General features: G+C 58.5%; 25 protein-coding genes and 1 tRNA gene. 13 read left to right on the plus strand and 13 right to left on the minus strand.

Annotation, left to right across the window (positions count from 1 at the left end):
* Window positions 1-10: 10 nt before the first annotated feature.
* The 3 genes from hisC (at window position 11) to CCE89_RS04855 (ending at window position 2,705) form a co-directional block, all read left to right on the plus strand.
* Window positions 11-1,111, plus strand: a complete 1,101-nt coding sequence (hisC, locus tag CCE89_RS04845; RefSeq protein WP_086436835.1) for a histidinol-phosphate transaminase — start codon at window positions 11-13, stop codon at window positions 1,109-1,111.
* Window positions 1,108-2,010: a prephenate/arogenate dehydrogenase family protein gene (locus tag CCE89_RS04850; protein WP_086436836.1), complete on the plus strand. Its 903-nt coding sequence runs from the start codon at window positions 1,108-1,110 to the stop codon at window positions 2,008-2,010. The genes hisC and CCE89_RS04850 overlap by 4 nt, the downstream gene beginning before the upstream one ends.
* 209 nt (window positions 2,011-2,219) lie before the next feature.
* A complete protein-coding gene (locus tag CCE89_RS04855) occupies window positions 2,220-2,705 on the plus strand; it encodes a PilZ domain-containing protein (RefSeq protein WP_143255963.1) in 486 nt (161 codons plus the stop codon).
* A gap of 54 nt (window positions 2,706-2,759) precedes the next feature.
* On the opposite strand, the gene CCE89_RS04860 is transcribed toward CCE89_RS04855, so the two are convergent.
* From CCE89_RS04860 to ftsE, 4 genes are read right to left on the minus strand one after another with little or no spacing between them, the layout of a single operon-like run.
* Window positions 2,760-3,440, minus strand: coding sequence for a lysophospholipid acyltransferase family protein (locus tag CCE89_RS04860; protein WP_086436838.1), 681 nt, complete (start codon window positions 3,438-3,440; stop codon window positions 2,760-2,762).
* A 7-nt stretch (window positions 3,441-3,447) separates the two neighbouring features.
* A complete protein-coding gene (locus CCE89_RS04865) occupies window positions 3,448-3,978 on the minus strand; it encodes a YdcF family protein (RefSeq protein ID WP_086436839.1) in 531 nt (176 codons plus the stop codon).
* Window positions 3,975-4,910: a cell division protein FtsX gene (locus tag CCE89_RS04870; RefSeq protein WP_086436840.1), complete on the minus strand. Its 936-nt coding sequence runs from the start codon at window positions 4,908-4,910 to the stop codon at window positions 3,975-3,977. The genes CCE89_RS04865 and CCE89_RS04870 overlap by 4 nt, the downstream gene beginning before the upstream one ends.
* The gene (gene ftsE / locus CCE89_RS04875) at window positions 4,904-5,665 is read right to left on the minus strand and encodes a cell division ATP-binding protein FtsE (RefSeq protein WP_086436841.1); all 762 of its coding nucleotides are present in this window, start codon (window positions 5,663-5,665) and stop codon (window positions 4,904-4,906) included. The genes CCE89_RS04870 and ftsE overlap by 7 nt, the downstream gene beginning before the upstream one ends.
* Window positions 5,666-5,821: 156 nt before the next feature.
* On the opposite strand from ftsE, the gene CCE89_RS04880 reads away from it, so the two are divergent.
* The gene (locus tag CCE89_RS04880) at window positions 5,822-6,856 is read left to right on the plus strand and encodes an MJ0042-type zinc finger domain-containing protein (protein WP_086436842.1); all 1,035 of its coding nucleotides are present in this window, start codon (window positions 5,822-5,824) and stop codon (window positions 6,854-6,856) included.
* A 134-nt stretch (window positions 6,857-6,990) separates the two neighbouring features.
* Window positions 6,991-7,077, plus strand: a tRNA-Leu gene (locus CCE89_RS04885).
* A 202-nt stretch (window positions 7,078-7,279) separates the two neighbouring features.
* Here the strand turns inward: CCE89_RS04885 and CCE89_RS04890 are convergent.
* Genes CCE89_RS04890 through CCE89_RS04900 form a run of 3 tightly spaced genes read right to left on the minus strand, consistent with a single transcriptional unit; the run spans window position 7,280 to window position 9,584 of the window.
* Window positions 7,280-8,917 (minus strand): recombinase family protein, encoded by a 1,638-nt coding sequence (locus tag CCE89_RS04890; protein WP_143255964.1) that lies wholly within the window; start codon window positions 8,915-8,917, stop codon window positions 7,280-7,282.
* Entirely contained in the window at window positions 8,914-9,333 is a 420-nt protein-coding gene (locus CCE89_RS04895) for a DUF2924 domain-containing protein (protein WP_086436844.1), read from the minus strand. The genes CCE89_RS04890 and CCE89_RS04895 overlap by 4 nt, the downstream gene beginning before the upstream one ends.
* Window positions 9,333-9,584 (minus strand): DUF3489 domain-containing protein, encoded by a 252-nt coding sequence (locus tag CCE89_RS04900; RefSeq protein ID WP_086436845.1) that lies wholly within the window; start codon window positions 9,582-9,584, stop codon window positions 9,333-9,335. Before CCE89_RS04900 ends, CCE89_RS04895 begins: the two co-directional genes overlap by 1 nt.
* A gap of 252 nt (window positions 9,585-9,836) precedes the next feature.
* On the opposite strand from CCE89_RS04900, the gene CCE89_RS04905 reads away from it, so the two are divergent.
* A complete protein-coding gene (locus CCE89_RS04905) occupies window positions 9,837-10,469 on the plus strand; it encodes a tyrosine-type recombinase/integrase (protein ID WP_086437022.1) in 633 nt (210 codons plus the stop codon).
* Window positions 10,470-10,550: 81 nt separating this feature from the next.
* Here CCE89_RS04905 and CCE89_RS04910 read toward each other — a convergent pair whose 3' ends face one another.
* Window positions 10,551-10,874 (minus strand): hypothetical protein, encoded by a 324-nt coding sequence (locus CCE89_RS04910; protein ID WP_143255965.1) that lies wholly within the window; start codon window positions 10,872-10,874, stop codon window positions 10,551-10,553.
* Window positions 10,875-11,064: 190 nt separating this feature from the next.
* Here CCE89_RS04910 and CCE89_RS04915 point away from each other — a divergent pair, with 190 nt between their 5' ends.
* Both CCE89_RS04915 and CCE89_RS04920 read left to right on the plus strand, forming a co-directional pair.
* The gene (locus tag CCE89_RS04915; RefSeq protein WP_086436847.1) at window positions 11,065-11,406 is read left to right on the plus strand and encodes a c-type cytochrome; all 342 of its coding nucleotides are present in this window, start codon (window positions 11,065-11,067) and stop codon (window positions 11,404-11,406) included.
* A 153-nt stretch (window positions 11,407-11,559) separates the two neighbouring features.
* Window positions 11,560-12,468 carry a cyclase family protein gene (locus tag CCE89_RS04920; RefSeq protein ID WP_159456580.1) on the plus strand — a complete coding sequence of 303 codons (909 nt, stop codon included), beginning with the start codon at window positions 11,560-11,562 and terminating at the stop codon, window positions 12,466-12,468.
* Window positions 12,469-12,621: 153 nt separating this feature from the next.
* Here the strand turns inward: CCE89_RS04920 and CCE89_RS04925 are convergent, their stop codons facing one another.
* Entirely contained in the window at window positions 12,622-13,713 is a 1,092-nt protein-coding gene (locus CCE89_RS04925) for a helix-turn-helix transcriptional regulator (RefSeq protein ID WP_086436849.1), read from the minus strand.
* 479 nt (window positions 13,714-14,192) lie between these two features.
* On the opposite strand from CCE89_RS04925, the gene CCE89_RS15085 reads away from it, so the two are divergent.
* Window positions 14,193-15,623, plus strand: a complete 1,431-nt coding sequence (locus CCE89_RS15085; RefSeq protein ID WP_143255966.1) for a hypothetical protein — start codon at window positions 14,193-14,195, stop codon at window positions 15,621-15,623.
* Window positions 15,624-15,656: 33 nt separating this feature from the next.
* Complete coding sequence (locus CCE89_RS04935; protein ID WP_086436851.1) at window positions 15,657-16,070, plus strand: hypothetical protein; 414 nt, start codon at window positions 15,657-15,659, stop codon at window positions 16,068-16,070.
* A gap of 348 nt (window positions 16,071-16,418) precedes the next feature.
* Here CCE89_RS04935 and CCE89_RS04940 read toward each other — a convergent pair whose 3' ends face one another.
* On the minus strand, window positions 16,419-16,709 hold the full coding sequence (locus CCE89_RS04940) for a hypothetical protein (protein ID WP_143255967.1): 291 nt from the start codon (window positions 16,707-16,709) through the stop codon (window positions 16,419-16,421).
* Window positions 16,710-17,032: 323 nt separating this feature from the next.
* Window positions 17,033-17,650 carry a TetR/AcrR family transcriptional regulator gene (locus tag CCE89_RS04945; RefSeq protein WP_086436853.1) on the minus strand — a complete coding sequence of 206 codons (618 nt, stop codon included), beginning with the start codon at window positions 17,648-17,650 and terminating at the stop codon, window positions 17,033-17,035.
* Between the two features lie 205 nt (window positions 17,651-17,855).
* On the opposite strand from CCE89_RS04945, the gene CCE89_RS04950 reads away from it, so the two are divergent.
* On the plus strand, window positions 17,856-18,809 hold the full coding sequence (locus CCE89_RS04950; RefSeq protein ID WP_200810282.1) for a homocysteine S-methyltransferase family protein: 954 nt from the start codon (window positions 17,856-17,858) through the stop codon (window positions 18,807-18,809).
* 265 nt (window positions 18,810-19,074) lie between these two features.
* Here CCE89_RS04950 and CCE89_RS04955 read toward each other — a convergent pair whose 3' ends face one another.
* Both CCE89_RS04955 and CCE89_RS04960 read right to left on the minus strand, forming a co-directional pair.
* Entirely contained in the window at window positions 19,075-19,602 is a 528-nt protein-coding gene (locus CCE89_RS04955; RefSeq protein ID WP_086436854.1) for a group I truncated hemoglobin, read from the minus strand.
* A gap of 11 nt (window positions 19,603-19,613) precedes the next feature.
* The gene (locus tag CCE89_RS04960) at window positions 19,614-20,489 is read right to left on the minus strand and encodes a DUF3034 family protein (RefSeq protein ID WP_086436855.1); all 876 of its coding nucleotides are present in this window, start codon (window positions 20,487-20,489) and stop codon (window positions 19,614-19,616) included.
* Window positions 20,490-20,693: 204 nt separating this feature from the next.
* Between CCE89_RS04960 and CCE89_RS04965 the strand changes: the two genes are divergently transcribed.
* Both CCE89_RS04965 and CCE89_RS04970 read left to right on the plus strand, forming a co-directional pair.
* The gene (locus tag CCE89_RS04965) at window positions 20,694-21,191 is read left to right on the plus strand and encodes a cupredoxin domain-containing protein (RefSeq protein WP_234989941.1); all 498 of its coding nucleotides are present in this window, start codon (window positions 20,694-20,696) and stop codon (window positions 21,189-21,191) included.
* Entirely contained in the window at window positions 21,188-23,497 is a 2,310-nt protein-coding gene (locus CCE89_RS04970; protein ID WP_086436857.1) for a putative bifunctional diguanylate cyclase/phosphodiesterase, read from the plus strand. Before CCE89_RS04965 ends, CCE89_RS04970 begins: the two co-directional genes overlap by 4 nt.
* Window positions 23,498-23,695: the final 198 nt, after the last annotated feature.

Below are 23,695 nucleotides of genomic sequence, written 5' to 3' on the forward strand. Positions count from 1 at the left end.
GCCGCGCGCTATGTCAACGCGTCCTGAAGCCAAGCCCTGGATCATGGGCATCCACGCCTATGTGCCCGGCAAATCGTCGGGTGCGGACGGGCGTCCGCTGGTCAAGCTGTCGGCCAACGAGAACCCGCTCGGCACGAGTGATGCGGCGCTTGCTGCTTTGAGCGGGGCCAAGGCACCAGCCAATTATCCCGACCCCGATGCGCGCGCGCTGCGCGAGAAGATCGGCGAAGTGCACGGCGTCGATCCGGTGCGGATCGTGTGCGGCACAGGCTCGGACGAATTGCTCAACCTTGCAGCGCAAGGTTTCGCGGGGCCGGGCGATGAAGTGTTGTTCGGGCGCTACAGCTTTGCGGTGTACGACATCGCGGCGCGGCGCTGCGGCGCGACGCCGGTCGAAGCGGCGGACACTGATTTCGCGATGGACGTCGATGCGCTGCTGGCTGCGGTGACCGAAAAGACCCGCGTCGTCTTCCTCGCCAATCCGAACAATCCTACGGGCACCTATCTTCCGCGCAGCGAGATCGAGCGGCTCCATGCAGGCCTGCCGGGTGACGTTCTTTTCGTGCTCGACCAGGCCTATGCGGAATACCTCACGCCCGAAGAGGACGATAGCGGGCTGGAGCTCGCCGCGGCGCATGACAATGTGCTCGTCACGCGCACCTTTTCCAAGATCTACGGCCTTGCCGGAGAGCGGATCGGCTGGGCGACCGGCGCGCCGCATCTGGTCGATGTGCTCAACCGCATTCGCGGACCCTTCAACGTCACGCTGAGCGGACAGGCGGCTGCGGTGGCCGCGCTTGGCGATCAGGACTTCGTGGAGCGCTCGCGCGAACACAATGCGCGCGGTCTTGCACGGTTCGAAGAGGCGATCGCGGCGCTCGGCAATCATGGTCTGCGCGCCGTGCCGAGCAAGGCCAATTTCAGCCTCGTCCTGTTCGAAGGCGAATTGCAGGCCGAAACCGCTCTCGCTGCCATTGCCGAGGCTGGTTACGCCGTGCGGCATCTGCCGGGGCAGGGCCTGCCGCAAGGTCTGCGTATCACCATCGGCAGCGACGCCGACATGGAGCGGGTCATTGCCTGCCTGCGCGAGCTCTGCGGGGAAAGCGCATGAGCATCCAGAGCGTCGCGATCATCGGGCTGGGCCTGCTGGGCGGATCGATCGGGCTCGCGATTGCCGAGCATGCTCCCGATATCGCCACCAAGGGCTATGATGCCGACGCCGATGTCCGCAAGAAAGCGGCGGCGCGCGGGCTGGTGCAGGAGGTGTGCGACAGCGCGGAAGCCGCCGTGGCGAATGCCGACCTCGTGATCCTGTGCGTTCCCGTCGGCGCAATGGCCGGGGCGGCCAGCGCCTTTGCGGATGCTTTGCCGGATGGCGCAATCGTGAGCGACGTCGGATCCTCCAAGCAGAGCGTGATCGACGACCTGGCGGCGGTTCTTCCCGGTCGCACGGTCATCCCGGCTCACCCCGTCGCAGGTACCGAGCAGAGCGGTCCGGAAGCGGGCTTTCCCAGCCTGTTCGAAAACCGCTGGTGCATCCTGACGCCCCCTGCCGGTGCCGACCAAACAGCGGTCGACGCGCTTTCCGCCTTCTGGGAGCGGCTCGGCGCGCGGATCGAGATCATGGATGCAGAACACCACGACCTCGTGCTCGCCGTGACGAGCCATATCCCGCACCTCATCGCCTACACCATCGTCGGCACCGCGTCCGATCTCGAGGACGTGACCCGCAGCGAGGTTATCAAATATTCGGCCGGTGGTTTCCGCGATTTCACGCGCATCGCCGCTTCCGACCCGACCATGTGGCGCGACGTCTTCCTGCATAACAAGAGCGCAGTGCTCGAAATGCTGGGGCGCTTCACCGAGGACCTGACCGCCCTCCAGCGCGCGATCCGGTCAGGCGATGGCGAGACGTTGCACGAACTCTTCAGCCGGACCCGCGCAATCCGCCGCGGCATCATCGAAGAGGGACAGGACGACGCTGCGCCCGACTTCGGCCGCGAGCATTAGAGCTGCGTTTCGGTCAAGGTCCGCTTACGACCCGACAACCGCCGGTAGCCGTTTTCAGGCCGTGCGTTCCAAGCCGCCGGACGATTCTGCTGGCGTCCAGATTTCGATAGTTTGAAAATCGACCAATTGAGCCGACCGAGAGACTAAAAGAGCGAGGGCTTTATTACGCCTTAACTTAATAGCGCTCAAATGACGCATGGATATAATTCATGCTTCCTAAGGTCGCTCAAATATCGTCCCCTGTAGCTTCTGCCGACCGGCGCAGCGCTGAACGGCGGGTAATCACCTTTGGGTTCGATACAGGTGGAGCTCGAAGCGATGCTCGCATCGTCATCCTCAATCTATCTCGTACAGGCTTGCTCATGCAAACGGCAGCACAGCTTGAGGTGGGTGAGACATTCCAGATCGGGATACCCGAAGCCGGATTGGGGGACGCCAAGATCATGCGCCGGAATGGCGATCAGTTCGGAGCAATGTTCGATAACCCCATCTCCCAGGCAGCATTGAGTGCGGTGCTCCTCGCCTCACCGGCGACCCCGCCGACGTCAGACCAAGAGGACACCCTAGGGGTCCGGCACAATTATCCGAGTTATGATCCCATGCCGGAATGGCTGCTGTGGAGCGTCTTGATCGCTACAACCCTGGCAACAGTTCTCTTCGTATATGCGCTGGCTTTCTTACCGATCGCAGGCTGAAATATTGGGTAATCCCGATTCCCGAGATTCCGCTTTTCACCCAATTCCGGCCAATCAATCGTTCAGCGCATTCATCGCATCGAGCACACGTGCCTCGACCTCGTCGCGCGGCAGCCCCGCCGGGATCGGCTCCCCGAAACGATAAGTCACCGTTCCGCTGCGCTTCCAAGTGCGGTGATAGAGGGGTCCACTATTCACCGCGACCGGCACCACCGACATGCCGAGCAGCTTGTAGAGACCGGCGAAGCCCGATTGCAGCGGGCGGCGTTCGCCATGCGGCACGCGCGTCCCCTCCGGGAAAATAACCAGCGGGCGGTTTGCCTCGACCATCGTGCGCGCAGTGCCGATCATCTGGCGCAGCGCCTTTGCTCCGCCATCGCGCGACACCGGGATCAGCCCGTAGACCACCGCCGAATGACCCCACAGCGGGATGTTGAACAGCTCGCGCTTGGCAAAAACCGAAGGGAACTCGAACAGGGTCGGCATGTCGATCGCTTCGAAGAAGCTCTCGTGCTTGATCGCCAGCAGGACGGCACCCTCCGGGACCTCGCCTTCGATGCGGACCTCGATGCCGAGGATGTGATTGACGCACCAGCGGTGCCAATCGGTCCACATGCGCACGAGGCGCCGCAGCGCGCCCTGCCCGATCAGGCTGGCGATCGCCGCCCCTGCCACCAGGAAGAAGCTGACCCCGTAGAACAGCGGGTAATAGAGAAGGCTGCGGAGTACCGACATATCGGCCCTACAGCCCGGTCAGGCCGCGCACCGTGCTGGCGAGCAGCTTGTGATATTCGAGGAAGAGCGCGCCGAGGCTGGGGTTGGACGGCACGGCATCGCGCACAATCCGGATGTCATCAGGGAGCATGCGTTCGAGCTCTCCGGCCGCGCGGCGCATATGCCAATCGGTCGTCACAAGGCGAAGCGACTTTATCTCCTGATCTTCGACCCATTCGGCGGTCTCGGTCGCGTTGGAACGCGTATCGACGGCGGAAAAGCCGAGCGTTACGCAGCACTTCATCTGCCGCTCACTCACTTCGAACTCGGCGGCGAACTCTTCCGGAGTGACTTCCGGATCGACGCCGGTCACCAGCATGGTCCGCGCCTGCCCCTCGCTCAGCACCTCGAGCCCCTGCGATATCCGCCCCGGCCCGCCGGTCGGCACGATTACCGCATCGGTCTGCTCGTCTCCGGCAGGCTGAGGGAGCGCCGCGGCAAACCAGAGGAAGCCGAGCGCCCAGACCATGAAAAGAGCAGCGAAAAAGCGACGCATCACAACATTCGTTTCAGCGCGGAAAGGACAGTGAAGCGCGCCGTTACAATGGCGAGCACCAGCCCGACAAGGGGGATAGCGGCGATCAGACCCCAATCCATGGGGGAAAGTCCGCCGCCTGCGACCATGCCTGAATCGAGCGCTGCGAATTGTCGCCCGATCAGCCACACCGCGCCGGCCCCGAGCGCAAGGCCAGCGAGCCCGCCGAGCGCCGCGTCCACTGCTACGGAGCGCTGGAAGATGCGCGCGATCTGGCGGTCGGTGCCGCCCAGCAGGTGGACGATCTCTACCGTTTCGCGATGGGCCGAAAAGGCGCTGCGCGAAGCGAGCCAGACCGCTGCGCCGGCTGTTAGCGCCAGCAGCACGATCAGCGCGAGCGCGAGATACTGCAGCGCGGACAGCGCGGAATAGACCGGGCGCAACCAGTCCGATTGCGCATCGACGCGCGCTGTCGGCACTGCGTCTTCGAGCAAGGCCTGCAGGCGCGCGACCTCCGCCTCATCCGCATCACGGCGCAATTGTACGTCGATCAGGGCCGGGATCGGCACCGCATCGCCCGCACCGACATCGCCAAGCCAGGGCTCGAGCAATTCGCCAAGTTCCTCTTGCGGCACGGCGCGCAGACTTGCCACTGCCGGATCATCGACGAGGATTGCGCTCAACTCCTCGACCTGCGCCGCGCGGGTGCGGGCATTCGCCTCGACCACCTGCACCGTGATCGCGCCCGAGAGATCGCTGCGCGCACGCTCGGCGAGGTTCGCAAGGCCCAGCCCTCCGGCGGCGGCGACCACGATCAGCGCGATCATGATGGCGATCACCCAGGAAACAGGCCCTGCCACGCGACGCTGGACGAGTTGCTGGCCTGCACCGCTGCGCGCGAATGGCGAGCCACCACCGAGCAGCTTTCGCTTAATCTGCGGGGGGTTCGTCACCATATGTCGGCCCCTGGCATGTCGGTTTCTGCGCCGGGCTGAGTACCCTCGTGCCGCGGCGGGAAACGCAGGGCGCCAGTCGGGTCGAGCAGCTTGCCCTGAGCCAGTCGCATGATGAGCGATTGCGGCGCCTTCTTCAGCAAGTTGATATCGTGCGTCGCGACCACCACGGTCGTGCCAAGCCGGTTCATGGCTTCGAACAGGCGGAGCAGCTTCAAAGCCATTTCCGGATCGACGTTGCCCGTCGGCTCGTCGGCCACCAGCAGCTTGGGCCGCGCGATGACCGCACGCGCAATCGCGACGCGCTGCTTCTCTCCGCCCGACAGCTTTTCGGGTATGGCGTGCGACCGCTCTGCCAGCCCGACCCAGGCGAGCATATCGTCGACCGGCTTCCTGAGGTCATTCTCGCTCACCCCGGCGACGCGCAGCGGCAGCGCGACATTGTCGAAGGCGGAGAGGTGTTCGACCAGTCGGAAATCCTGGAACACCACGCCCATCCGGCGGCGAAAGTCGGGCAGGCGCGAACGCGGCATGGTGATCACGTCCTGCCCGAACATCCTTACCGCCCCGCGCGATGGGCGCTGGGCGAGATAAAGCAGCTTCAGCAGGCTGGTCTTGCCCGCGCCGCTGGCGCCTGTGAGGAAGTAGAAATTGCCCGGATAGAGCGTGAAAGAAACGTTGCGCAGCACCTCTGGATCGGTGCCGTAACGAAGGCCCACATTGTCGAAAGTCACTATTTCGGCGCGCCGCTCGTTCATGGCGCGGCTCTATCCCAAGGGGGGCACGCTGCAAACACTATCATGGGTCATGCAGGCTATATCCGGGCTACGATGTGGAAAAAAGCGCACAATTCCCCCTGCGCTACCCCCAAAGGCTTGTTGCGATTCGCGCACGGACCTAAGACTTAACCACCGATGATTATTGCCTGCCCTGCTTGCAAGACGCGCTATGTCGTGCCGGATGCCGCGATCGGTATCGAGGGTCGCACCGTTCGTTGCGCCAAGTGCAAGCACAGCTGGTATCAGGACGGACCCGAGATCGAGACGCCTGCGGCGAAGGCGGAAACGCCTGCGGCCGAGGCTCCGCCGAGCCCGCCTCCCCCGACCACGGCGCCACCACCCCCGACTCCTGCGGAATCGCCGCCTGAGGACACGTCGGAAGAGGGCGCGCCCGAAGAGACACCGAGCGAACCAGTTGCTGCGGAGCGTGCTCCTGCACCGACACCAACTCCGGTGCCTCCCACGTCCGAAGACAACGCGAAGCCCTCGGTCAATTACTGGCAGACCCCGCAAAAAATGGCGGCCGCCGTTGCATCGAGCGTCCGGCGCGCGCAGAAAACCGAAGAACCCGCGAGCCCGCCGCCGCCCGCTCAGCCTCCGGCACGCGAGCCAGAGCCGGTGGGATATGCGGCTGACACCGGTGACAGCGGCGCGGGCCTTGGCAGCGATGCGAAGCCAGCATGGGCCGCCGACGATGATGACGAGGGTTCGCGCTTCGATTACGAGCCGCCCTTCCGCCCGCGCCACAACCCGCTCAAGATCTGGACTGCAGCCGCCGTCGGCTTCTTCATTTTCGCTGCCGCGCTGATCGCTGCGGTCAGCTATTGGGGGTTGCCCAGCTGGGTTCCGATAAGTCAGCCGACCTTTGCCGCGAACGAGCCAAGCCTCGAGCTCGATTTCCCGCCCGACCAGCAGGACCGGCGCACGCTTCCCAATGGCACCGAATATTTCGGCGCCAGCGGCACCGTCACCAATGTCGGACGCGAAACGGTCGCAGTCCCGCCGATCCTGATCGTGATGCGCGATGAGCGCGATACCATTGTCTATGATTGGGAGATCGCCCCCTCGCAGCCGACCCTGGCACCGGGTGAAACTCTGACGATCAAGGAAGCGGTTACCGATGTCCCGCGCTCGGCCAAATTCGCCGAGATCGGCTGGGGCCACGACTGACCGCTTGACGGTCCGATCCGTCAGAACCTCGCACAGCTTTTCTTTAAGTGCTTGCGGACCACCAAGCCCCTTGCTAGGGGGCCGCACCTGTTCGCGAAGCGGGCGATTCACTCGCCCGTTTTTTTGATGACTGTGCGGTCGTGGCGGAACTGGTAGACGCGCAACGTTGAGGTCGTTGTGGCCGAAAGGCCGTGGAAGTTCGAGTCTTCTCGACCGCACCATACAGTCCCCGAGAGGACTAGGTCATCGCCTTCGGACAGAGACTGCGCCCGGAGTGGCGCAGTTCTGCGGGCTTCGCAGCCATAGCATCCTCAGCCTGCAGCCAGAGACCGCCGCAGCAGCGGTGCGAGAACCGTCAAAACCCGCAACATTCTCTGTTACGGATTTTGTGGCTTCACTGTCTTTTTGATTGGGCGATTGGTTTTAGCGAGCAAAACCCAGAAGGCGCTCTTGCTCGATCCAATCCACCGGGAGTTCGCAGTTCAGGAGCTGGGCGCGCTTCAGGTTTGATGGTTGTGTACCGCTCAGGATGGCCTCGACGATCCCTGGGCTAAGCCAAGATAACCGCAGGAGCTTTGCCAGCTGCGTTCTACATCGTCCTTCGCGCTTGCCGATTTGGTTGAGGCTGAGTTCTGGGGAACAAAGGATAAGCGTTTGGGCATTCGCTGCGTCAATCAGCAACTGAACAAGCCGCTGATCTGGCTTGGGTTGCCCGCTCTCTTTATCGATCCTCAGCTTGGCTTCGCGGAATGGCTTGCGAGACGGAAGTGACATTGACCAGCGTATTGGGTCCTCGTTCGCGAGGCCAAGAGCACCTGGATGGATCATTATTTCGATCCGGCCTTCCTTGATCTGTACGGCCTGCCCAATCGAACGTATCGCCGCTTCGCGGGTGGCCGGATTACCCAGCTCTGTTTTTCTAAGATTCGCTTTCTTGAACATGGCGGACAACTGACCTGCATCCTCTATGTTCGATAGCCGCCTGAGCGCATGTTGATCGCCAAGCAGATCCGACAGGCTGGTGACGATGTGCTTGTCCAGAGAGCCCCGCGACCAGCGCGTCGCTGGTGCATCTCCAGCCTTCACGAGGTCCTTGCGGGTCTCGTAATACGCATAGCGCCTGCTGCCCTTGGTGACGTAGGTCGGGACCATTAATCGCCCCTCGCTATCGGTCAGCAGCCCACGCAACATGGCCTGCTGCGGATCATTGGTCACTCGCCTGCGCGGAGGAGCTTTCTGCTTGAGCCGCGCCTGGACGGCTTCCCAGAGGTCCTCGTCGACGATGGCCTCGTGCTGGCCATCATATACCTTGCCCTTATGCACGATCTTGCCGCGATAGACCGGGTTCTTCAGCAGATGGAACAGACTGCCTCGTTTGAACGGGATACCACCCCTGTGAGGGCCGCTGGTCCTGCGCTGGATCTTCGTTAGGATGCCTTCAGCCTTGAGCTCCTCAATCAGCTCGTTTGCTGAAGTGGAGGCGATATAGCGCCGCATGATGGTGCGGACCCGTTTGGCCTCCTCAGGTGCTGGGATCAGCTTCCTGTCGATGACCTGGTAGCCCAGCGGAACCGGTCCTCCCATCCACAGGCCCTTCTTCTTGGAAGCCGCAATTTTGTCCCTGATCCGCTCGCCGGTGACCTCACGCTCGAACTGGGCAAAAGACAGCAGCACATTCAGGGTTAGCCGCCCCATGCTGTTGGTAGTGTTGAACGCCTGCGTCACGCTAACGAAGCTGGCTTCCTTCGCATCGAGCCGTTCGACGATCTTGGCAAAGTCCGCGAGGCTTCGTGTTAGCCGGTCGACCTTGTAGACGACGATCACATCGACAAGGCCGGCCTCCACATCATCCATCAATCCCTTCAGGCCCGGGCGCTCCATGTTGCCGCCAGAGAAGCCGCCGTCACCGTAGTGTCGCTCATTAAGCACCCAGCCTTCGTGCCGCTGGCTCAGGATATAAGCCTCACAAGCTTCCCTCTGGGCGTGGAGGCTATTAAACTCCTGCTCCAATCCATCCTCGGTTGACTTGCGGGTGTAAACGGCGCAGCGAAGCGTCTTCACGTCAGGCCAAAGAAGCGAGGCCCGTTCCAATGCGAGCCGGTGATCGCCTTGGCGACCGCTGTTAGCGATCGCCAGGTCCGGCCATCGTATTCGAAGCCCTTTTCAAGCACTGTCACCGTATGACCAACACCATGCCAGTCGCGGACGAGCCTTGTCCCTGAAAGGAGTTTGCGCGGCAAGGGCGCGGCGTCTTTGGCTGTCACGCTCAGCTTGGCATGCTGTCTCAGTAGCGATGTGGCCTCACGGCTGAGCCCGCCCTTCCGTTGTTCCTGCAACCTGTAGCCCAAGCCAAGCCGGAGGAAGTTTGACGAGATATTGGGCGCAGGCGAGCCGAACAGGCGCGCCCACTCCTCCTTTAGCTCGGCCTGCGACAGCTCAGGCAGTCTCGCCAGCCGCTCTTGCCTGGCGCCGACCATCACGCTTTTGCCTTTGCAGCTTCGAGCGGGGTCATCTTGTAGGTGCTCTCACCCTTATCGTTCCTGTAACGGACGACCTCGCGTCCTTTCTTGCGCAGTCCAGTGAGGAAGGCGCGACAGCTGTGGCTCTGCCATCCTGTAGCCTCGCACATCGCTTCGACAGTGGCGCCATCCTTGCGTTCCAGCAGGCGTTTCACGATCGAGCTCTTGGTATTCTTTGCGGTCCGCTTCTTTGTTTCAGTTTTCGTCATGGGTGGTTCTCCTTGCGAAGCAGCAACTCGCTGCTCTCACCACCCGGAACCCCAATCCGCGTTCAGCGTAGGGGCAGCGTCCTCTCGGGCGCGTTTCAATGACAGCACCAATGCTCGGTTCAGATCAGAAGTCGAATGGTTTTTTGTGCGGACTCCAAGGGCCAGTTTTGCCCATCCAAGACGCAAGCATCCAAGTTCTTAGTTCCCGAAGGCGGACATTCTCTCCGGCCATTCTGGCCAAGGAGAATGACGATGACTTACTCGCAATTTGATCCGGCGGCTCAAAGCCGCGTGCCCTGGAACTTTGGTGCCAAGATTGGTCCAAAGCGGCCATTCAATCAGAAGCAGATCTGGGCGATCCGGTTCTTCCTTGATCGCGAGAAGCGCATTCGAGATCGAGCGCTGTTCGATCTGGCGATCGACAGCAAGTTGAGAGGCTGTGACCTTGTCGAGCTCAAGATCGAAGATTTGGTCAGTGGAGCGGAGATCAGGACACGAGCCACGATCACCCAACGGAAAACCGGCCGTCCAGTCCAGTTCGAGATTGCCTCAGATGCCAGGGCAAGCCTGCTGGCTTGGCTCGAACGTCGGGGCGGCTGCGTTGAAGACTATGTCTTTCCAAGCCGCATTGATCATACAAGGCACCTGAGTACGCGCCAATATGCTCGCCTAGTCGACGAGTGGGTCGAGGGTATCGGACTTCGAACTGAGGAGTTTGGGACCCATTCACTTCGTCGCACCAAAGCCTCGATCATCTACAAAGCCACAGGCAACATTAGGGCCATCCAGATCTTGCTGGGGCATTCCAAGATCGAAAACACCGTTCGCTATCTAGGAGTCGATATTGAAGACGCCCTGACATTAGCGGAGAAGACCGAGATTTGACTGCTGCAGGGCGCCGGCTCGATCTGGGCTGGCGTCCGCTATTGGGTGGAAAGCGGACATTTGGCCAGCGATGGCGACGGATCAAACTATGGTTGCGCCGTTGGCAATCGCGATGAAACCCGAGCCCGAGAATGCGAGAATTACTACGCGCCAAATGTTTTGATTTGCGCGGCTCATTTCCCGCCTTTGTCCAGAGAGGCTGACATGCGAGCCGACGAGACATGTCACCGCCATAAATAGCAGCCAGTTCACCCCGATGATGGGCCAAATCGGAAGCGAGGGCTTCACCAGCGTCACGATCACCATGCTAAGCGAAACCGTGACGGAAAGAACCGCGCCAGCGATTATCGCTTGCTGCCTTTTTCGGGATACAAAACTGTGACCATCAGAGCGCATAGCAGTCATTCTTCCACGACACTCCAATGTCCGCAACCGGGTCGTTAGCGGACTGTCCGGTTCGAACGCTTGAGGAAGAGAACCAGACTTTCAGCTTTCGACCCGATTGAGGTCGCCAAGACCATTGCCCTCTGGGTTCTTGCTCATTTGCGTCGGCCCGCCCCGCTGCGATATAATGGTCAGGTGAAAGGGAGGCCGTATGGTGCTCAAGCGTCCATTTATCCTTACATTTCCTCTACTCGCTGCAGCGTGCGCAACTGATCGGGATGCGAACGCGCTCTCCGAAAGTGCCGCAGAGGGCAGGGTCTTCGCGCAAGCGAACTGCGCAAGCTGTCACGCGCTTGATGACGGGGTGTCGCCCCATCCGAAGGCTCCGAGCCTTCGAAGGGCCGCCAACCGTTTGCCAGCATGGGCGGTCGAAGCGTCGTTCGAACGGGGAGTCCAGGTAGGACATTCAATGGAAATGCCAGCTTTCGTATTCGAGGAAGGCGACATCGCCAATTTGCTCGCCTACCTCGAGGCGCTGAAAGAAGAAGAGTGAACGGTGCCTAGCCCGAAAGCGTCTGGTCGACTGACCACAGATGTGGCCAATAGCGCGGCCGAACATCGGATATTAGACAGCTGCAATGTGTGCGGATAACTTCCCGTGAGAACCACTTTGGGGGGATTTATGTCCAAGCGAAAAACATGCCTCATGACAGTCGTCGCCACCGCGTTCGTTTTGACTGGATGCAGTAAGGTTGAAGCCGAGGAGCATACGAGTGTCGCTGTCGAACCGGACCCGGTTCTCGGGATGGTCGGGACCATCACTCCCGAGCAGGTTCGTCGCGGAGCTGACTTGATAACTCAAGGCAAGGTTTATCAGCTCGGGATAGTTACCGGTCCCCAGACACCCGCCTGGGGCAACCGCAAGTTCGAAATGCAGGTGTTCGACCTCGGCGAGTTTGGCTCAAACAAGCTGACTGGTCACGACGATCGGGTCATCACCCATATCGGGATTGGCTCCCAGATAGACGGGTTCGGGCACATCGGCCTCGATAGCGTGTATTATGGTGGATTCACGGGGGACCAGGTCTTCGCCGCGGACGGCCTAAAAATGCACGGCGCCCACAATATTCCCCCTATTGCGACGCGGGGCGTCGTTATCGACATGGCCATGCATTTCGAGAGCGCAGTGCTTGAGCCATTAACGAGCTATGGTGCTGACGATATTCGCGCGGCGGCAGCTGCACAGAATGTCGAGATACGCCCCGGCGACGTCGTTCTACTTCACACCGGCTGGCTATCGAGAATTGACGAGGCAGAAACCTTCGGGACACGTCAACCTGGGATCAATCTGGATGGAGCCCGTTATCTTGCCAATCTCGGGGTCGTGGCTGTCGGGTCGGACACGCCTGGATTGGAGTCTGATGCACCAACCGCCGATGGCGCGGCGTTCCCTGTGCACGGTTATCTCCTCGCTGAAAAAGGCATCCACATTCTAGAGAACATGAACACCGCGGAACTTGTCGCCGACAATGCAAACGAGTTCTTTTTCGTTCTGGGAACTCCGCGCCTCGAAGGCTCCGTTCAAGCAATAATCAATCCTTTGGCAATTCGATAGACATGGGATGTCCGCTTCCCACCCAATAGTAGCCTTTGATTGGACGCAGGCAGCGTCCTGAAAGCCGACTGGCAGCTCTGTCACTCAATCTTCCAAAATCAGTCCGGCTGCTAACGACCCGATTGCGGACTTTAGCGCTTCACGAAGGTATGATTAGCCTTGAGGCTGACGGATGCGAGGTAGGCTTGCGACCAGCTGAGCTAATTGGCTGGCCTTCTTGACACCGGTTTTCTGATAGATGTGCTGGATATGTGTGCGCACGGTCGCAATCGAGATCTGATGCTGGTCCGATATTTCTGCCGCGGAATATCCCTGGCTGACCGCCATAAGAATGGGAAGCTCAGCTTCGGTCAGGCCATAGATCTGCTGCATGGCTATAGAAGCTGATGCGCTTGCTTTGCACCGGTCAATCCAGACCAAAACCTTCGTTTCACCTTCGAATGCTTTTGGTGCCAGAGTGAAGCGCCATATGGTCCCACTGTTATCTTTGGCTAGAAAAGAGAGCCTGCCGGACCGGTGATTATGATTGGCGTCGTTTAAAGCAGCAGAAAGCTTTTGATCGTCTTGCGGACGATGGAGAAAAAGTCTCCCTTGGAAGGCTTGCAGCAGACTGTGATGGTTGAGCAAGGCCTCTGCCTCAGCATTGGCAAAGGAAATCCTGCGGTCGGCAGCTAGAACGAGATAGGCATCTTCGATCTCGTTTAGCCCGAGGATTGCGCCCGATGCCAGTTCCTTCTGCTTGCGAAGGTTGCGGCGGAGGGCAGCCATACGCGCTATATGAGGGCGTAATATTTCAAGCAGTCCGAGTTCATCGTCGGAAAAGTCATCCTCCGTATGCGCTTTTTGAATGCCTACAACGACCAAACCGTCATCGCTCTGCTTTGAAATGAAGCCCATGCACTGACCGGAATCATCTCCGAAGCGGCGAATAAACTCATTGAAGAAAAACGAATCTCTGAAATCAGAAACTTCCATGAAATCCGAATGCTTTGCGGACCGGTTGAGCCCTATCCGTGTAAGATTCGTTCTGGTCCACGCATCATGCCGATGCATAGAGTGGAGTCGGTAATAATCGTCCATGTCAGCGCTGAAATGGTTGTGCCACATTTCTTCGAGTTCAAATTGTGGCGAGAAAGTTTGAATTGTGCAGGAGCGCCCCCCGAGTGCGCCGGCAAGACGGCCAGGCATGGACGAAATAGCTTCGTCATCATCGAGTGACTCGTAAATCTGGCTGACTATTTCCATACGCTCGCTCCTAGTCTTGAATTTAGAGCACAGCGGTCTCCATCATTCGGCTCAAAGGTATTAAGACGAAATAGCACACGCGAATTGAATGCTCATTATCAGGGCAAATGATGAGAACATCACCACCTTAATGAGAGATATATAAATCGCATCACTAGAACAACGTCAGGCATTGGACCTTCGGTTACCGATGGAGCCAAGGCCTGCCACTATACTTTAGCCGGATAGGATGCCCAACCTAACGGTGTATGTCCGCTTCGAGCAAATCCATCCGTAAAGGATTTGGTGCAACGTCATTAGTTCTGATGATGCCCTCCTTGTCGAATTACGCAACTTTCCCAACAGATCGATTCGCGAGACGCGAGGCGACGATGTCCTTCGTTTACGACTGAAAAAGGACACGGATCGCTCGTGTCACTAAAAGTCTGCAAACAGGGGGTGGAATAGATATGCGGAGCACGAAAGCTTATTGGAGGCTATTGGTCTGCCTGCCGATCCTCGGCGCGGTTTACGGATGTGGCGGCGGAGATTCGTCGAGCAGTAGTGGCCCAACAGGAACAGCAACACCAACGCCAGCGCCCGCGACGATCTCCCTGACGAACGTGGGTCCTTCGTTCTACGTCGACGATACCGAAATAAAGCTAAAGATCGGACCGGCAACGGCCGGCGGAGACCCAATAACGGCAACGTCGCTTTCGTTATCTTCTGACCTCCAGGGCCAAATCGCGGACAATCTTACGCCAGATACGGCAATCAACTTTCGCTTAAATGATGGCGCACATAAGCTGACGTTAACGGGGGATTTTGGCGCCAACGGGACAGCGAGTGCAACTTTGGATATCCTTGTCCTGCCGCGCCATGCACCAATCCCAGAAACAGCGAAAAGAGCTGGTCAAAGTGACCGTAGGGTCCCCGTCGTAGTTGTGACCTATATTCCAACCGAAGACGGGGTGAATCTCGATACATCGGTGGCCGACTACAATGTTATACCAGCGGATTGGTCTGATAAAAAAGTGCAAAGTATCATAGATTATTCAACGACCCTCTCAGTACGATCTGCATTCATGCTTACAGAGATGTCCCGCTTCCGTGGGCACAAGGATAACACACAACCGTACTTAGGCTACGAGGTGGTGGATCATATTATCTACTATAAGCCATATCCGCAAAAGGACTATCCTCGAGATCCCAGTCAAAAAATATTTGACTATAAAGCGGCTTTGGGAGGTATCAGCGCGCAACGCCTTGTAGAAAACGAAGGCGTAAAAGAGTTTTGGCTCATGACCTACTTTGCGGGAGATGATGTCAAATTGTGGGAGTCAAATATGGCCAGCCCCACAACCGGTGACATCTCGAATAGCGATAGGGCTCAGGATGATCTCCCCATCTATGCGAACACATATATTGTCTACGGAAATAACTATCACAGGACCCAGGCAGAAGCGGTTCACAACCACGGACATCAAATCGAAGCCATGCTGGATTATCTCGATTTGCGGGCCAATGGCTTGCATGACTTATTCTGGGGAAGCTTCGTAGGCTGGCCTTCCTTCCCAAGTGGGTCCATGACCCCTGGTTCTTGCGGCTGGACCCATTCTCCGCCGTACACCAATGAGAACTACGGTTATCTGAATGGCTCTCAAGTTCAGTCAAACTGCGAAGACTGGCATCCGGATGGAACTGGCGCGACGACACTTGTTAGCGCGAATTATATGGATTCTTTAGGTTATAACTGGCCCGGCGGGAACCCGCCGCAAAAAGTAGAATCCAATTTTTACATCTGGTGGGGGCAAAACATTCCGGGAAAGAACAATAATGTAAAATACGGGGGCAGGGAGTTGAATAACTGGTGGGAGCTTCTGAACGATTGGGATGATACATCGTCATCATCGAAGCTACTCTACAAATAACAGTACCTTTTCCTCGGTTGCTACGGAGGCCGTATGAGCATTCATATTTGCCCAAACTGTGGTTGTAGACTTACGCAATTCAATCACTTTGCCTTTGGCAACGTTGAAGTTGACCAGTCCGGCTTCATCATATTTGAAGGGCGCCCAATCGAGCTGCCCCGAACCCAACACCTCATAGTTGATGCATTAGTCAAAGCGCAGGGGCGCGCGCTGACACGGTCAATCCTCGTCGAAATTTTGGGCAACGACATCATCGATCGGACAGTTGCCAAATACGTTGAGCGAATTCGGTCGAGTTTTCGCGACGTGCGAAGTGACTTCGATCAAGTTGAGGCGCTACGTGGCTTTGCTGCGTATCGCTGGATCTTCAAGCCCGCTAAAACGAGAGCACGTAACAAAAGTATTCGCACCCAATCATTCTTCGGAGCGGAGCTTGCACCTATTTAGGTTCACGAAGCGGTCAATCACTACTCGGTTAAAGGGTGAAGCGCCTCGCAGCAAAGAGCTCGTCAGGAACGTTTCAGGGCAACCATAGGTTTTTCATAAAATCTTGAGCAAGCTTGCTGTTAGCTCGACAAAATTGGAAGCAGAGGCGGAATCTTCGAAATAAGTCGTCGGAAAGGCCGGAACGCGTTGGAAGGAACGTTCTACCAAATTCCAATGCGTTTGCTCGATCCGTACAAATATCGAAAAGGTGGGAGTGGAGCGAACTTTGTTGCAATCGCGCGTTTAATGACTGCTTTCCACCCAATTCCGGACATTCGGTGGCGGTTCTCGATTGCCCGATTGCCGACCTTATTGAGTGGCGTCAGCCGACAGCCTCCAGCCCCATAGACTGAGCGCCAGCATTGCAGCATTTGCGCCAAAATCTAGCGCCAGCCATCGATTGAAGATAGGCACTTCGAAGACGAACCAATAATTGAACCAGAAGAAGGGCAAGAGCGCTATCGCGTAGACTAAGAAGGTCCGGCGCTGCCATTGGCTGAACCAAATGAACAGACCACCCAAGACAGCTTGAGCGCCAAAGCATCCAATTAGCAGTGCGCTAGTTTCACTAAGATGCTGATATGCCGGTGTGATCGTCAATCTCTCAACCATTCCAGGTGCAACGAGACACCAACCCCCAAGAATGAAATATGGAAGCGAGATTAGCCGTTGAAGATGTTGCGGCTGCATGAAAAAAGCTCCGAGAACCGATGGCTTTTGATACCACAGTCGTGGATGACGTAGGAAGCCAGGCATCAATAAATCTCTAATCCGCTTTCCCACCCCATTGGGAGCACCGATTTCTGCCGCGCGGTGGTCCTCAAACCGGTCTGGGAGCTTTAGCAAAATTAGAGGCGAGAGCTGCCGGCCAGGCAACGCCCGACTTTGCAAACATTTTCAGGTGCAAGGACAACGGGTAGAACTCATTGCGAATTCGGCCGGTACAGCAGCTTGATGTACGACCTCAGCAGATGGACCTGCTGCGACGTGAGCGACGGTTCACTCAGTGCCCGTGCCATGACGATGCCTCCTTCCAGCACGGCGCTGACCATATCCGCTAGCGCATCGCGATCGACCGCATCATTGGGCGGGTAAACGTCCTCAATTTCATCGAACATTTGTTTGAAGCGGTTTCTCCATCCCATGACTGCGCGCTTATTGGCTTCTCGGACGTTCTGGTCGAACAACCGGTCTTGATAGGCCGCAGTTGCAACGATGCATCCCGGGTGTCCGCCGGGCATGTCTTCGATCAACTCTGCAAGTAGCTTCAGGCCAATCAGCAATATCTGCAGAGGATCGTCGGTGAGCTCCCTGGCTCGATCCATAAGCTCATCGAAGAGGTCGTCTTCGACTACGATGTGACGCTCGATCAACGCATGGGCCAGCGCATTTTTGTCTTTGAAATGGTAGAAGAAGCCGCTCTTGGTTATCTCGGCGTTGGCCACAATCTCGTCTATCGAAGTGGCGTCGAACCCCTTGTTGAGGATCGCCTCCTGAGCCACGTCCATGATCTTTTGGCGAGTCTCGAAGCCGCGGGCCACTATTGCCTCCTGCAAAAACCGCACCGAAGGTACTGTACTCGCAGTATGGTTTTTGCCAAAGCTATACTGCGAGGGCTGTCAGACGCATCGCCAAGACTCTGATTATTAGTACGATTTTACCAAAAGATAATTTGTACCACAGGTCGGCTAGAGCAAAAGCTTTTATTCCACCATCACTTCCTCATCCCAATCCCTAATGAGGAATATGAAAATGTCAGCCTTTAATAAATTGATGGCAACGAGGAGAGCGTTCCTTACTGATGGCGGTCTTGAAACCTGGCTATTCTTCCAGCAAGGTTTCGACGCACCGGAGTTTGCAGCAGTGACACTGGTCGATGATCCCGCAGCCAGGCAGGCTCTCAACACTTACTTCGACCATTTCCTCGCCATCGCAGAACAGGCCGATACTGGTTTCGTTCTCGACACGAACACTTGGCGCGGCTGCACCATCTGGGCGGAGAAACTGGGCGTCAGCGCGCAGGAACTGCTCGCTATGTCTGCCAAGTCAGTGGAGTTTGCAAAGCAGATTCGCTCGCGTTGGAGTAGCCGGGTGGAGCCAATCCTTATTAATGGAGTGATTGGACCCGCCGACGATGGCTATCGGCCGGGAGAATTGCTGAAGGCCGAGGCCGCCGAAGCTTTGCACTGGCCGCAGATCGAGACCTTTGCAAATGCGGGTACCGACATGATTTCGGCGATCACCATAACCAACATCGGTGAAGCAGTGGGCATCGCTCGCGGTGCAACCAAAGTCGGCCTGCCTGTCGTGATCTCGTTTACCGCTGAAACGGATGGACGCCTTCCAACAGGCGATCTGCTGGGTGAAGCGATCGAAGCGGTAGATTCAGCCACGGATGGTGCGCCGGCCTATTACATGATCAATTGCGCGCACCCGGACCATTTCCGTGATGCCATCGCAAAAGGCGAGGCTTGGATAAGCCGGATCGGTGGACTAAGAGCCAATGCCTCCCGCCTCAGCCACGAAGAACTCGACGAGTCCGAGGAACTCGACCAGGGTGACCCAGTGGAATTCGGCCATCTTCACCTCGATCTCGCCCAGCTACTGCCCAATCTCAGAGTTGTAGGCGGTTGTTGCGGCACCGACTTCCGGCATGTTGGTTGCGTATCGCAGGAGTTGCACCTCGCTCATGCAGTTTGAATTGAGAACTGGCGTCGGCCCCATGAATGTGGGGTCGGCGTCGAACGCAAGAGGACACACTTATCAGACATTTAATGGAGCAAGATGGGACGAATGCTCGCTTGTCCGCTTTCCACCCGTTGGTGACGCTCCTACTTTGGCGAGCTGTTCCCGAAAGCGGAATCCGGCGAAAATAGCGACGGAAGGTCCGCTATTGGGCCGTTTGCGGACTATCCGCTTATGGATTTAAGAACTCAAAACCACACTGAGCGAAGTCTTGCGCTCTTCAGCGCTCGACGACATCTCGTGACATGGGGGCGAGTTTGGATAGTAGCTTGTTCTGTGCGCGGAAGGGCACATCGGCCTCACGCATGGCTTGCTGCAGGTTTTCGACCAACGCGTTGAGGTCAGCCGTTGTCAGGCCCATGCCGTCATGCGCTGACTTCATGTCTCGACCGCTGTAGTCGCACCCCGCATTGAGCAGGTAGCAGAACTGCTCTGAGAGCGTCCGCTTGAGGCGAACCGTGTCATGCGCGACGAAGATCCCGGAAATGCGCGGATCGGATTCGCTGATTTCTACGGTCCGCTCTGCCATCCGCGCGATACCCTCGCGGCCGCCGAAGGCAGCGGCAAGGCGATCGCCAGAGAAAGGTTCTGCGCCGGCATTGGCATTGTCTTCCACATAGGGATCGACCGGATATTCGCCGGTCTCGGGATCGCGGACCCGTTCCTCGACGCCGTACTCCTTGTCCCAATCGACCCCTTCGGCCGGAGTTTGCTGCAGGAGTGCGATGACTAGTGCGCTGGCAAACATGAAGTAACCTCTCAGAATGCCAGCTGCGCAGACAGGAACGCGCCGCGCTGGTCTTCGAATGTAGCGATCGAACCGAGATCGGCATAGGCTGCCGTCACGGTGACATTGTCGGTCACCGCATAGGCGGCGAACAGGTCGAACCAGTCATCCTCGCCCAGCCCGAGGTTGTCAGGCTTGCTGCGAAACTCGGCCCCCAGCACTGCGCGTCGTGAGAGCTGATAAGCCAGCGAACCTTCGAACTGGAGCGAATAGCCTGCTCCGGCGGCACTGCCGAAACCCAGCAGTCCGTTCTGGTTCGCCTCGGTATAGCGCGCGGTCGCGCTGACCAGAACACTGTGTTCCAGGAACAGCTTGGTCGCGCTCAACGTGATGTCGGTGCTCCGGTCGTCCGCAGCGCCGACGGCTAACGCCACCGGACCATCGAGATTGCGCTTGTGCTCCACCCCGACACTCACCTGCGGCACCATGGCGGCACCATAGACGAGGTCGCCGAACAGCCGCAGCTTGGCGCCGTAAATGTCCTGGTTGAGGGTATAACCCTGACCGAGACCCAGCGCCGCGCCAACATCGCGGGTGTCCAAGTTCTGGCGGGCATAGGAAAACTCGACGCGGTTCGCGATGCCGATCGACACGCCGTGGCTCTGCCAGCCGTAATCGGGCAGTTCGACTATGGTTGCATGGCCGGATACGCCGATCCCGCGATCGGTTTCCATGCCGGCGATAGTCGCCCAGGTCGCGATCCCGCCGCCGCTAGTGCCTTCTATGGTCGAGACGCCGTTTGTCAGCACGAGCTTGTCGCCCTCGAAGACCTCGAAAGCTTCGGCCTTCGCTTCATAATTGGCATGCAGCCCCAAGGAGAAGGCCGCGCATATTAGTGACTTATGCATGAAAGGCGCTTTAGGTGGACATGGTAAAATCCCCATTAAGATTGAACCGAGGAAATCTTAAGCCTTGCCGCCTAGTCAGCCTTCATGACTTTGCGCTGGCTGCTACTGGTTTTGATCCCGACAGGAATTCTTCTCGCGGCCGCCGCTCATGCGGGTCCGGCGTCGAGCTTGCGCGTTCAGGTGACCGATGAGAATGGACTCCCGGTGCGCGACGCCGTGGTCGAGTTTCACGCCTCGTCGAATGGTTCCGGTCCGATCCGTTTTCCCTGGCGCATGGCGATGGCGCAGAAGAACGAGCACTTCATTCCAGGAACGCTGATCGTCGCCAAGGGTAGCACCGTCGCCTTCCCGAACCTCGACCGGGTCCGTCACTCGATCTACAGTTTCTCAAAGCCGGCCCGGTTCGAGATCGATCTGTATGGACGCGACCAGTCCCGCAGCCAGGGTTTCCCGATTACCGGGAGCGTCAAGCTGGGCTGCAATATCCATGATCAGATGCGCGGCTATATCCGTGTGACCGACACGCCCTTTGCGGCGAAAACCGATCACAATGGCTATGTCGACCTTGGCTCAATACCCAGCGGCGCGGGCAAACTCACCATCTGGCACCCGCGCCTTCGCGCACCTGCCAACGAGATGAAGCAAAAGCTGACGCTGCGGGCCGGCGCGCAATCGCGCAAGGTCAAGGTTCGCCTCCGGTGACCGAAGGCCCGCTCTCTTTCGACGCGCTGCGGTTTGGCTCACTGAAGCTGCGTATCGCGGTGCTCTACGCCGGGCTCTTCGCGCTTGTCCTCGCGGTTGTGGTGATCATCGCTGGAAATGGATTGTCGCGTTTCGGCGAGAACAGCGCGGCGCGCGACATGGCATCGAACGCGCGCGTTTTCGACGAGATCATCGAACTGCGGGCGCGCCAGATGCGCGGAGCTGCCGATGTGCTGGCGCGAGACTTCGGATTTCGAGAGGCAGCTGCGACCCGCGATGCGCCGACGATCGACAGTGCGCTCGAGAGCCTGCAGATGCGCTCGCGCACCGATGCGGCCTTTGTCCTCGAACTTGACGGATCGCTACTCGCCGAGGGCGGTGCTGCGGTCAAATCTCCCGAGGCGCTCTGGTACGCTCTCGACGAAGGTACACAGCACGGGATTATCCGGCTGGGAGATGAACTGGCCTTGGCAGCGGCTGCCCCTATCGAGGCCCCGGATCTGATCGGCTGGTTGGTCCTTGCTCAACCGCTCGATGCAACGGAGATGGAGAGACTTACACATCTGGCGGCGATCGACATAGATGCCGAAGTCGCACTGAAGGGTAACCTGCCGCAGGGGTTGACGACAACCGCTGAGGGGAAGGTGTTCGAGCACGAGACCACCGAGCGCTTTCTTTATCAGGTCTCGGAGCTGCCCACCCTTGAAGACGGGCTCGAGCCGCGCCTGATCCTGCGACACTCGCTGACTGCCACGCTCGCGCAATACTCCAGCCTCAACTACCTGCTTGCCGTGCTCGCATTCTGCGGCATCGCCGCAGTAATAGGCCTCAGTTGGCGTGTCGCCAGAACCGTCACTGGCCCACTTCAGAAACTCGACGAGGCGACTCGCCTGCTGGGCGAAGGCAAGGAAGTCACGCTGAAAGTGGATACGCATGACGAGATCGGGCGGCTTGCTTCCAGCTTCAACGCCATGGCCAATGCGATCGAGGAACGCGAGCGCGAGATCATCCATGTCGGGCTGCACGATGGCCTCACCGGACTGCCCAATCGCAAGCTTTTTATCGAACAGCTCAATCTTAAGGCAAGCCGGCTCGCGGAGGGCGAGCAGATGATGGTGATCTATGCCGATCTCGATGACTTCAAGGTCGTCAACGACACGCTCGGCCACCCCAGCGGTGACGCGCTGCTGCGCGAAGTAGCAAACAATCTGCGCAATCAGTTGCCGGATGCGCTCGTTGCCCGGCTCGGAGGCGACGAGTTTGCCATCAAGATCACCCTCGACAATGCAAAGGAAAGTCCCGCCGCCGTTGCCGAGCGGGTGCAGGCTTGTTTTGAACGGACCGTGATGATCGACGGGCAGCAGGCGGAATGCAGCGCGAGTCTCGGCATAGCGATCGCCCCGGGAGACGGCTCGGAAGGTGTGACATTGATGAAGAATGCCGACCTCGCCTTGTATCGCGCTAAGAGCGAGGGCAAATCGACCTACCAGTTCTTCGAACCCGAGCTCGATGCGCAGGCACGCCTGCGCCGCCAAACCGAGCTCGACCTGCGTACCGCCTTGCGCGATGGTCATTTCGAGCTCAATTTCCAGCCGCTCTACAGCCTTGCCGAAGAAAAGATGACCGGCTTCGAAGCGCTGATCCGCTGGAACCATCCGGAGCGCGGACGCGTCAGTCCGGCCGAGTTCATCCCTCTGGCGGAAGAAACCGGTCTGATCGTTCCGATCGGCGATTGGGTGGTTCGCGAGGCCTGCCGACAGGCAGCTTTATGGCCCGAAGATATCTCGGTCGCCGTCAACATCTCGCCCAAGCAGTTCGGCTCTCCCGGGCTTGCCAACACCATTCTCCAGGCACTGTCGGGCAGCGGATTAGAGCCCAAGCGCCTCGAACTGGAGATTACCGAAAGCATCTTCATCGCCGATGTCGAACGAACGCTTTCAACGCTTTACAGCCTGCGCAATCTTGGCGTCAGGATCGCGCTGGACGACTTCGGAACGGGCTATTCCTCGCTGAGCTATTTGCGCTCTTTCCCGTTCGACAAGGTCAAGATCGACCGCAGCTTTGTCGAAGATCTCGCCAACGGCGGCAACGCGCACGCGGTTATCCGCGCCATAACGACGCTGGCCGATGCCTTGGGCATGGACACGCTGGCAGAAGGTGTCGAGGTACACGAGCAACTCGACGTGTTGCGCCGCGAAGGCTGCAATTACATCCAGGGTTTCCTGTTCAGCAAACCGGTGGCGGGCGACCAAGTGTTCGACGTTCTGGGAATTGGCCATGGCGGCGAACGCATAAGGGTCGCTTGAAATGGGCCCGCGCGCACCCGGCTGAGTAAGCCATTCTCCTTGGCCAGAATGGCCTTGGACAACGTCCGCTTTCAGGACCTAGAATCTCGGATCGCAATGTCTTTGATGTGGGCGCAAGGCAGACGTTCGAGAGTGCATCTAAGGACATCCGCGATCCGATGGGATTTGGTCTGAACCGCTGCAAGCAGACGGCTAGCT

It is taken from the genome of Altererythrobacter xiamenensis, from assembly GCF_900177715.1.
Taxonomy (GTDB): domain Bacteria; phylum Pseudomonadota; class Alphaproteobacteria; order Sphingomonadales; family Sphingomonadaceae; genus Erythrobacter; species Erythrobacter xiamenensis.

Excerpts from the sequence above, each read along its gene's own strand:
- CCE89_RS04935 (WP_086436851.1), top strand. The coding sequence starts at position 15,657 with ATGAGCATTCATATTTGCCCAAACTGTGGTTGTAGACTTACGCAATTC.
- CCE89_RS04895 (WP_086436844.1), bottom strand. The coding sequence starts at position 9,333 with ATGGTCGGCGCCAGGCAAGAGCGGCTGGCGAGACTGCCTGAGCTGTCG.
- CCE89_RS04880 (WP_086436842.1), top strand. The coding sequence starts at position 5,822 with ATGATTATTGCCTGCCCTGCTTGCAAGACGCGCTATGTCGTGCCGGAT.
- ftsE (WP_086436841.1), bottom strand. The coding sequence starts at position 5,665 with ATGAACGAGCGGCGCGCCGAAATAGTGACTTTCGACAATGTGGGCCTT.
- CCE89_RS04860 (WP_086436838.1), bottom strand. The coding sequence starts at position 3,440 with ATGTCGGTACTCCGCAGCCTTCTCTATTACCCGCTGTTCTACGGGGTC.
- hisC (WP_086436835.1), top strand. The coding sequence starts at position 11 with ATGTCAACGCGTCCTGAAGCCAAGCCCTGGATCATGGGCATCCACGCC.
- CCE89_RS04950 (WP_200810282.1), top strand. The coding sequence starts at position 17,856 with ATGAAAATGTCAGCCTTTAATAAATTGATGGCAACGAGGAGAGCGTTC.
- CCE89_RS04915 (WP_086436847.1), top strand. The coding sequence starts at position 11,065 with ATGGTGCTCAAGCGTCCATTTATCCTTACATTTCCTCTACTCGCTGCA.
- CCE89_RS04870 (WP_086436840.1), bottom strand. The coding sequence starts at position 4,910 with ATGGTGACGAACCCCCCGCAGATTAAGCGAAAGCTGCTCGGTGGTGGC.
- CCE89_RS04850 (WP_086436836.1), top strand. The coding sequence starts at position 1,108 with ATGAGCATCCAGAGCGTCGCGATCATCGGGCTGGGCCTGCTGGGCGGA.
- CCE89_RS04855 (WP_143255963.1), top strand. The coding sequence starts at position 2,220 with ATGCTTCCTAAGGTCGCTCAAATATCGTCCCCTGTAGCTTCTGCCGAC.
- CCE89_RS04905 (WP_086437022.1), top strand. The coding sequence starts at position 9,837 with ATGACTTACTCGCAATTTGATCCGGCGGCTCAAAGCCGCGTGCCCTGG.
- CCE89_RS04920 (WP_159456580.1), top strand. The coding sequence starts at position 11,560 with ATGACAGTCGTCGCCACCGCGTTCGTTTTGACTGGATGCAGTAAGGTT.
- CCE89_RS04900 (WP_086436845.1), bottom strand. The coding sequence starts at position 9,584 with ATGACGAAAACTGAAACAAAGAAGCGGACCGCAAAGAATACCAAGAGC.
- CCE89_RS04960 (WP_086436855.1), bottom strand. The coding sequence starts at position 20,489 with ATGCATAAGTCACTAATATGCGCGGCCTTCTCCTTGGGGCTGCATGCC.
- CCE89_RS04925 (WP_086436849.1), bottom strand. The coding sequence starts at position 13,713 with ATGGAAATAGTCAGCCAGATTTACGAGTCACTCGATGATGACGAAGCT.
- CCE89_RS04910 (WP_143255965.1), bottom strand. The coding sequence starts at position 10,874 with ATGACTGCTATGCGCTCTGATGGTCACAGTTTTGTATCCCGAAAAAGG.
- CCE89_RS04955 (WP_086436854.1), bottom strand. The coding sequence starts at position 19,602 with ATGTTTGCCAGCGCACTAGTCATCGCACTCCTGCAGCAAACTCCGGCC.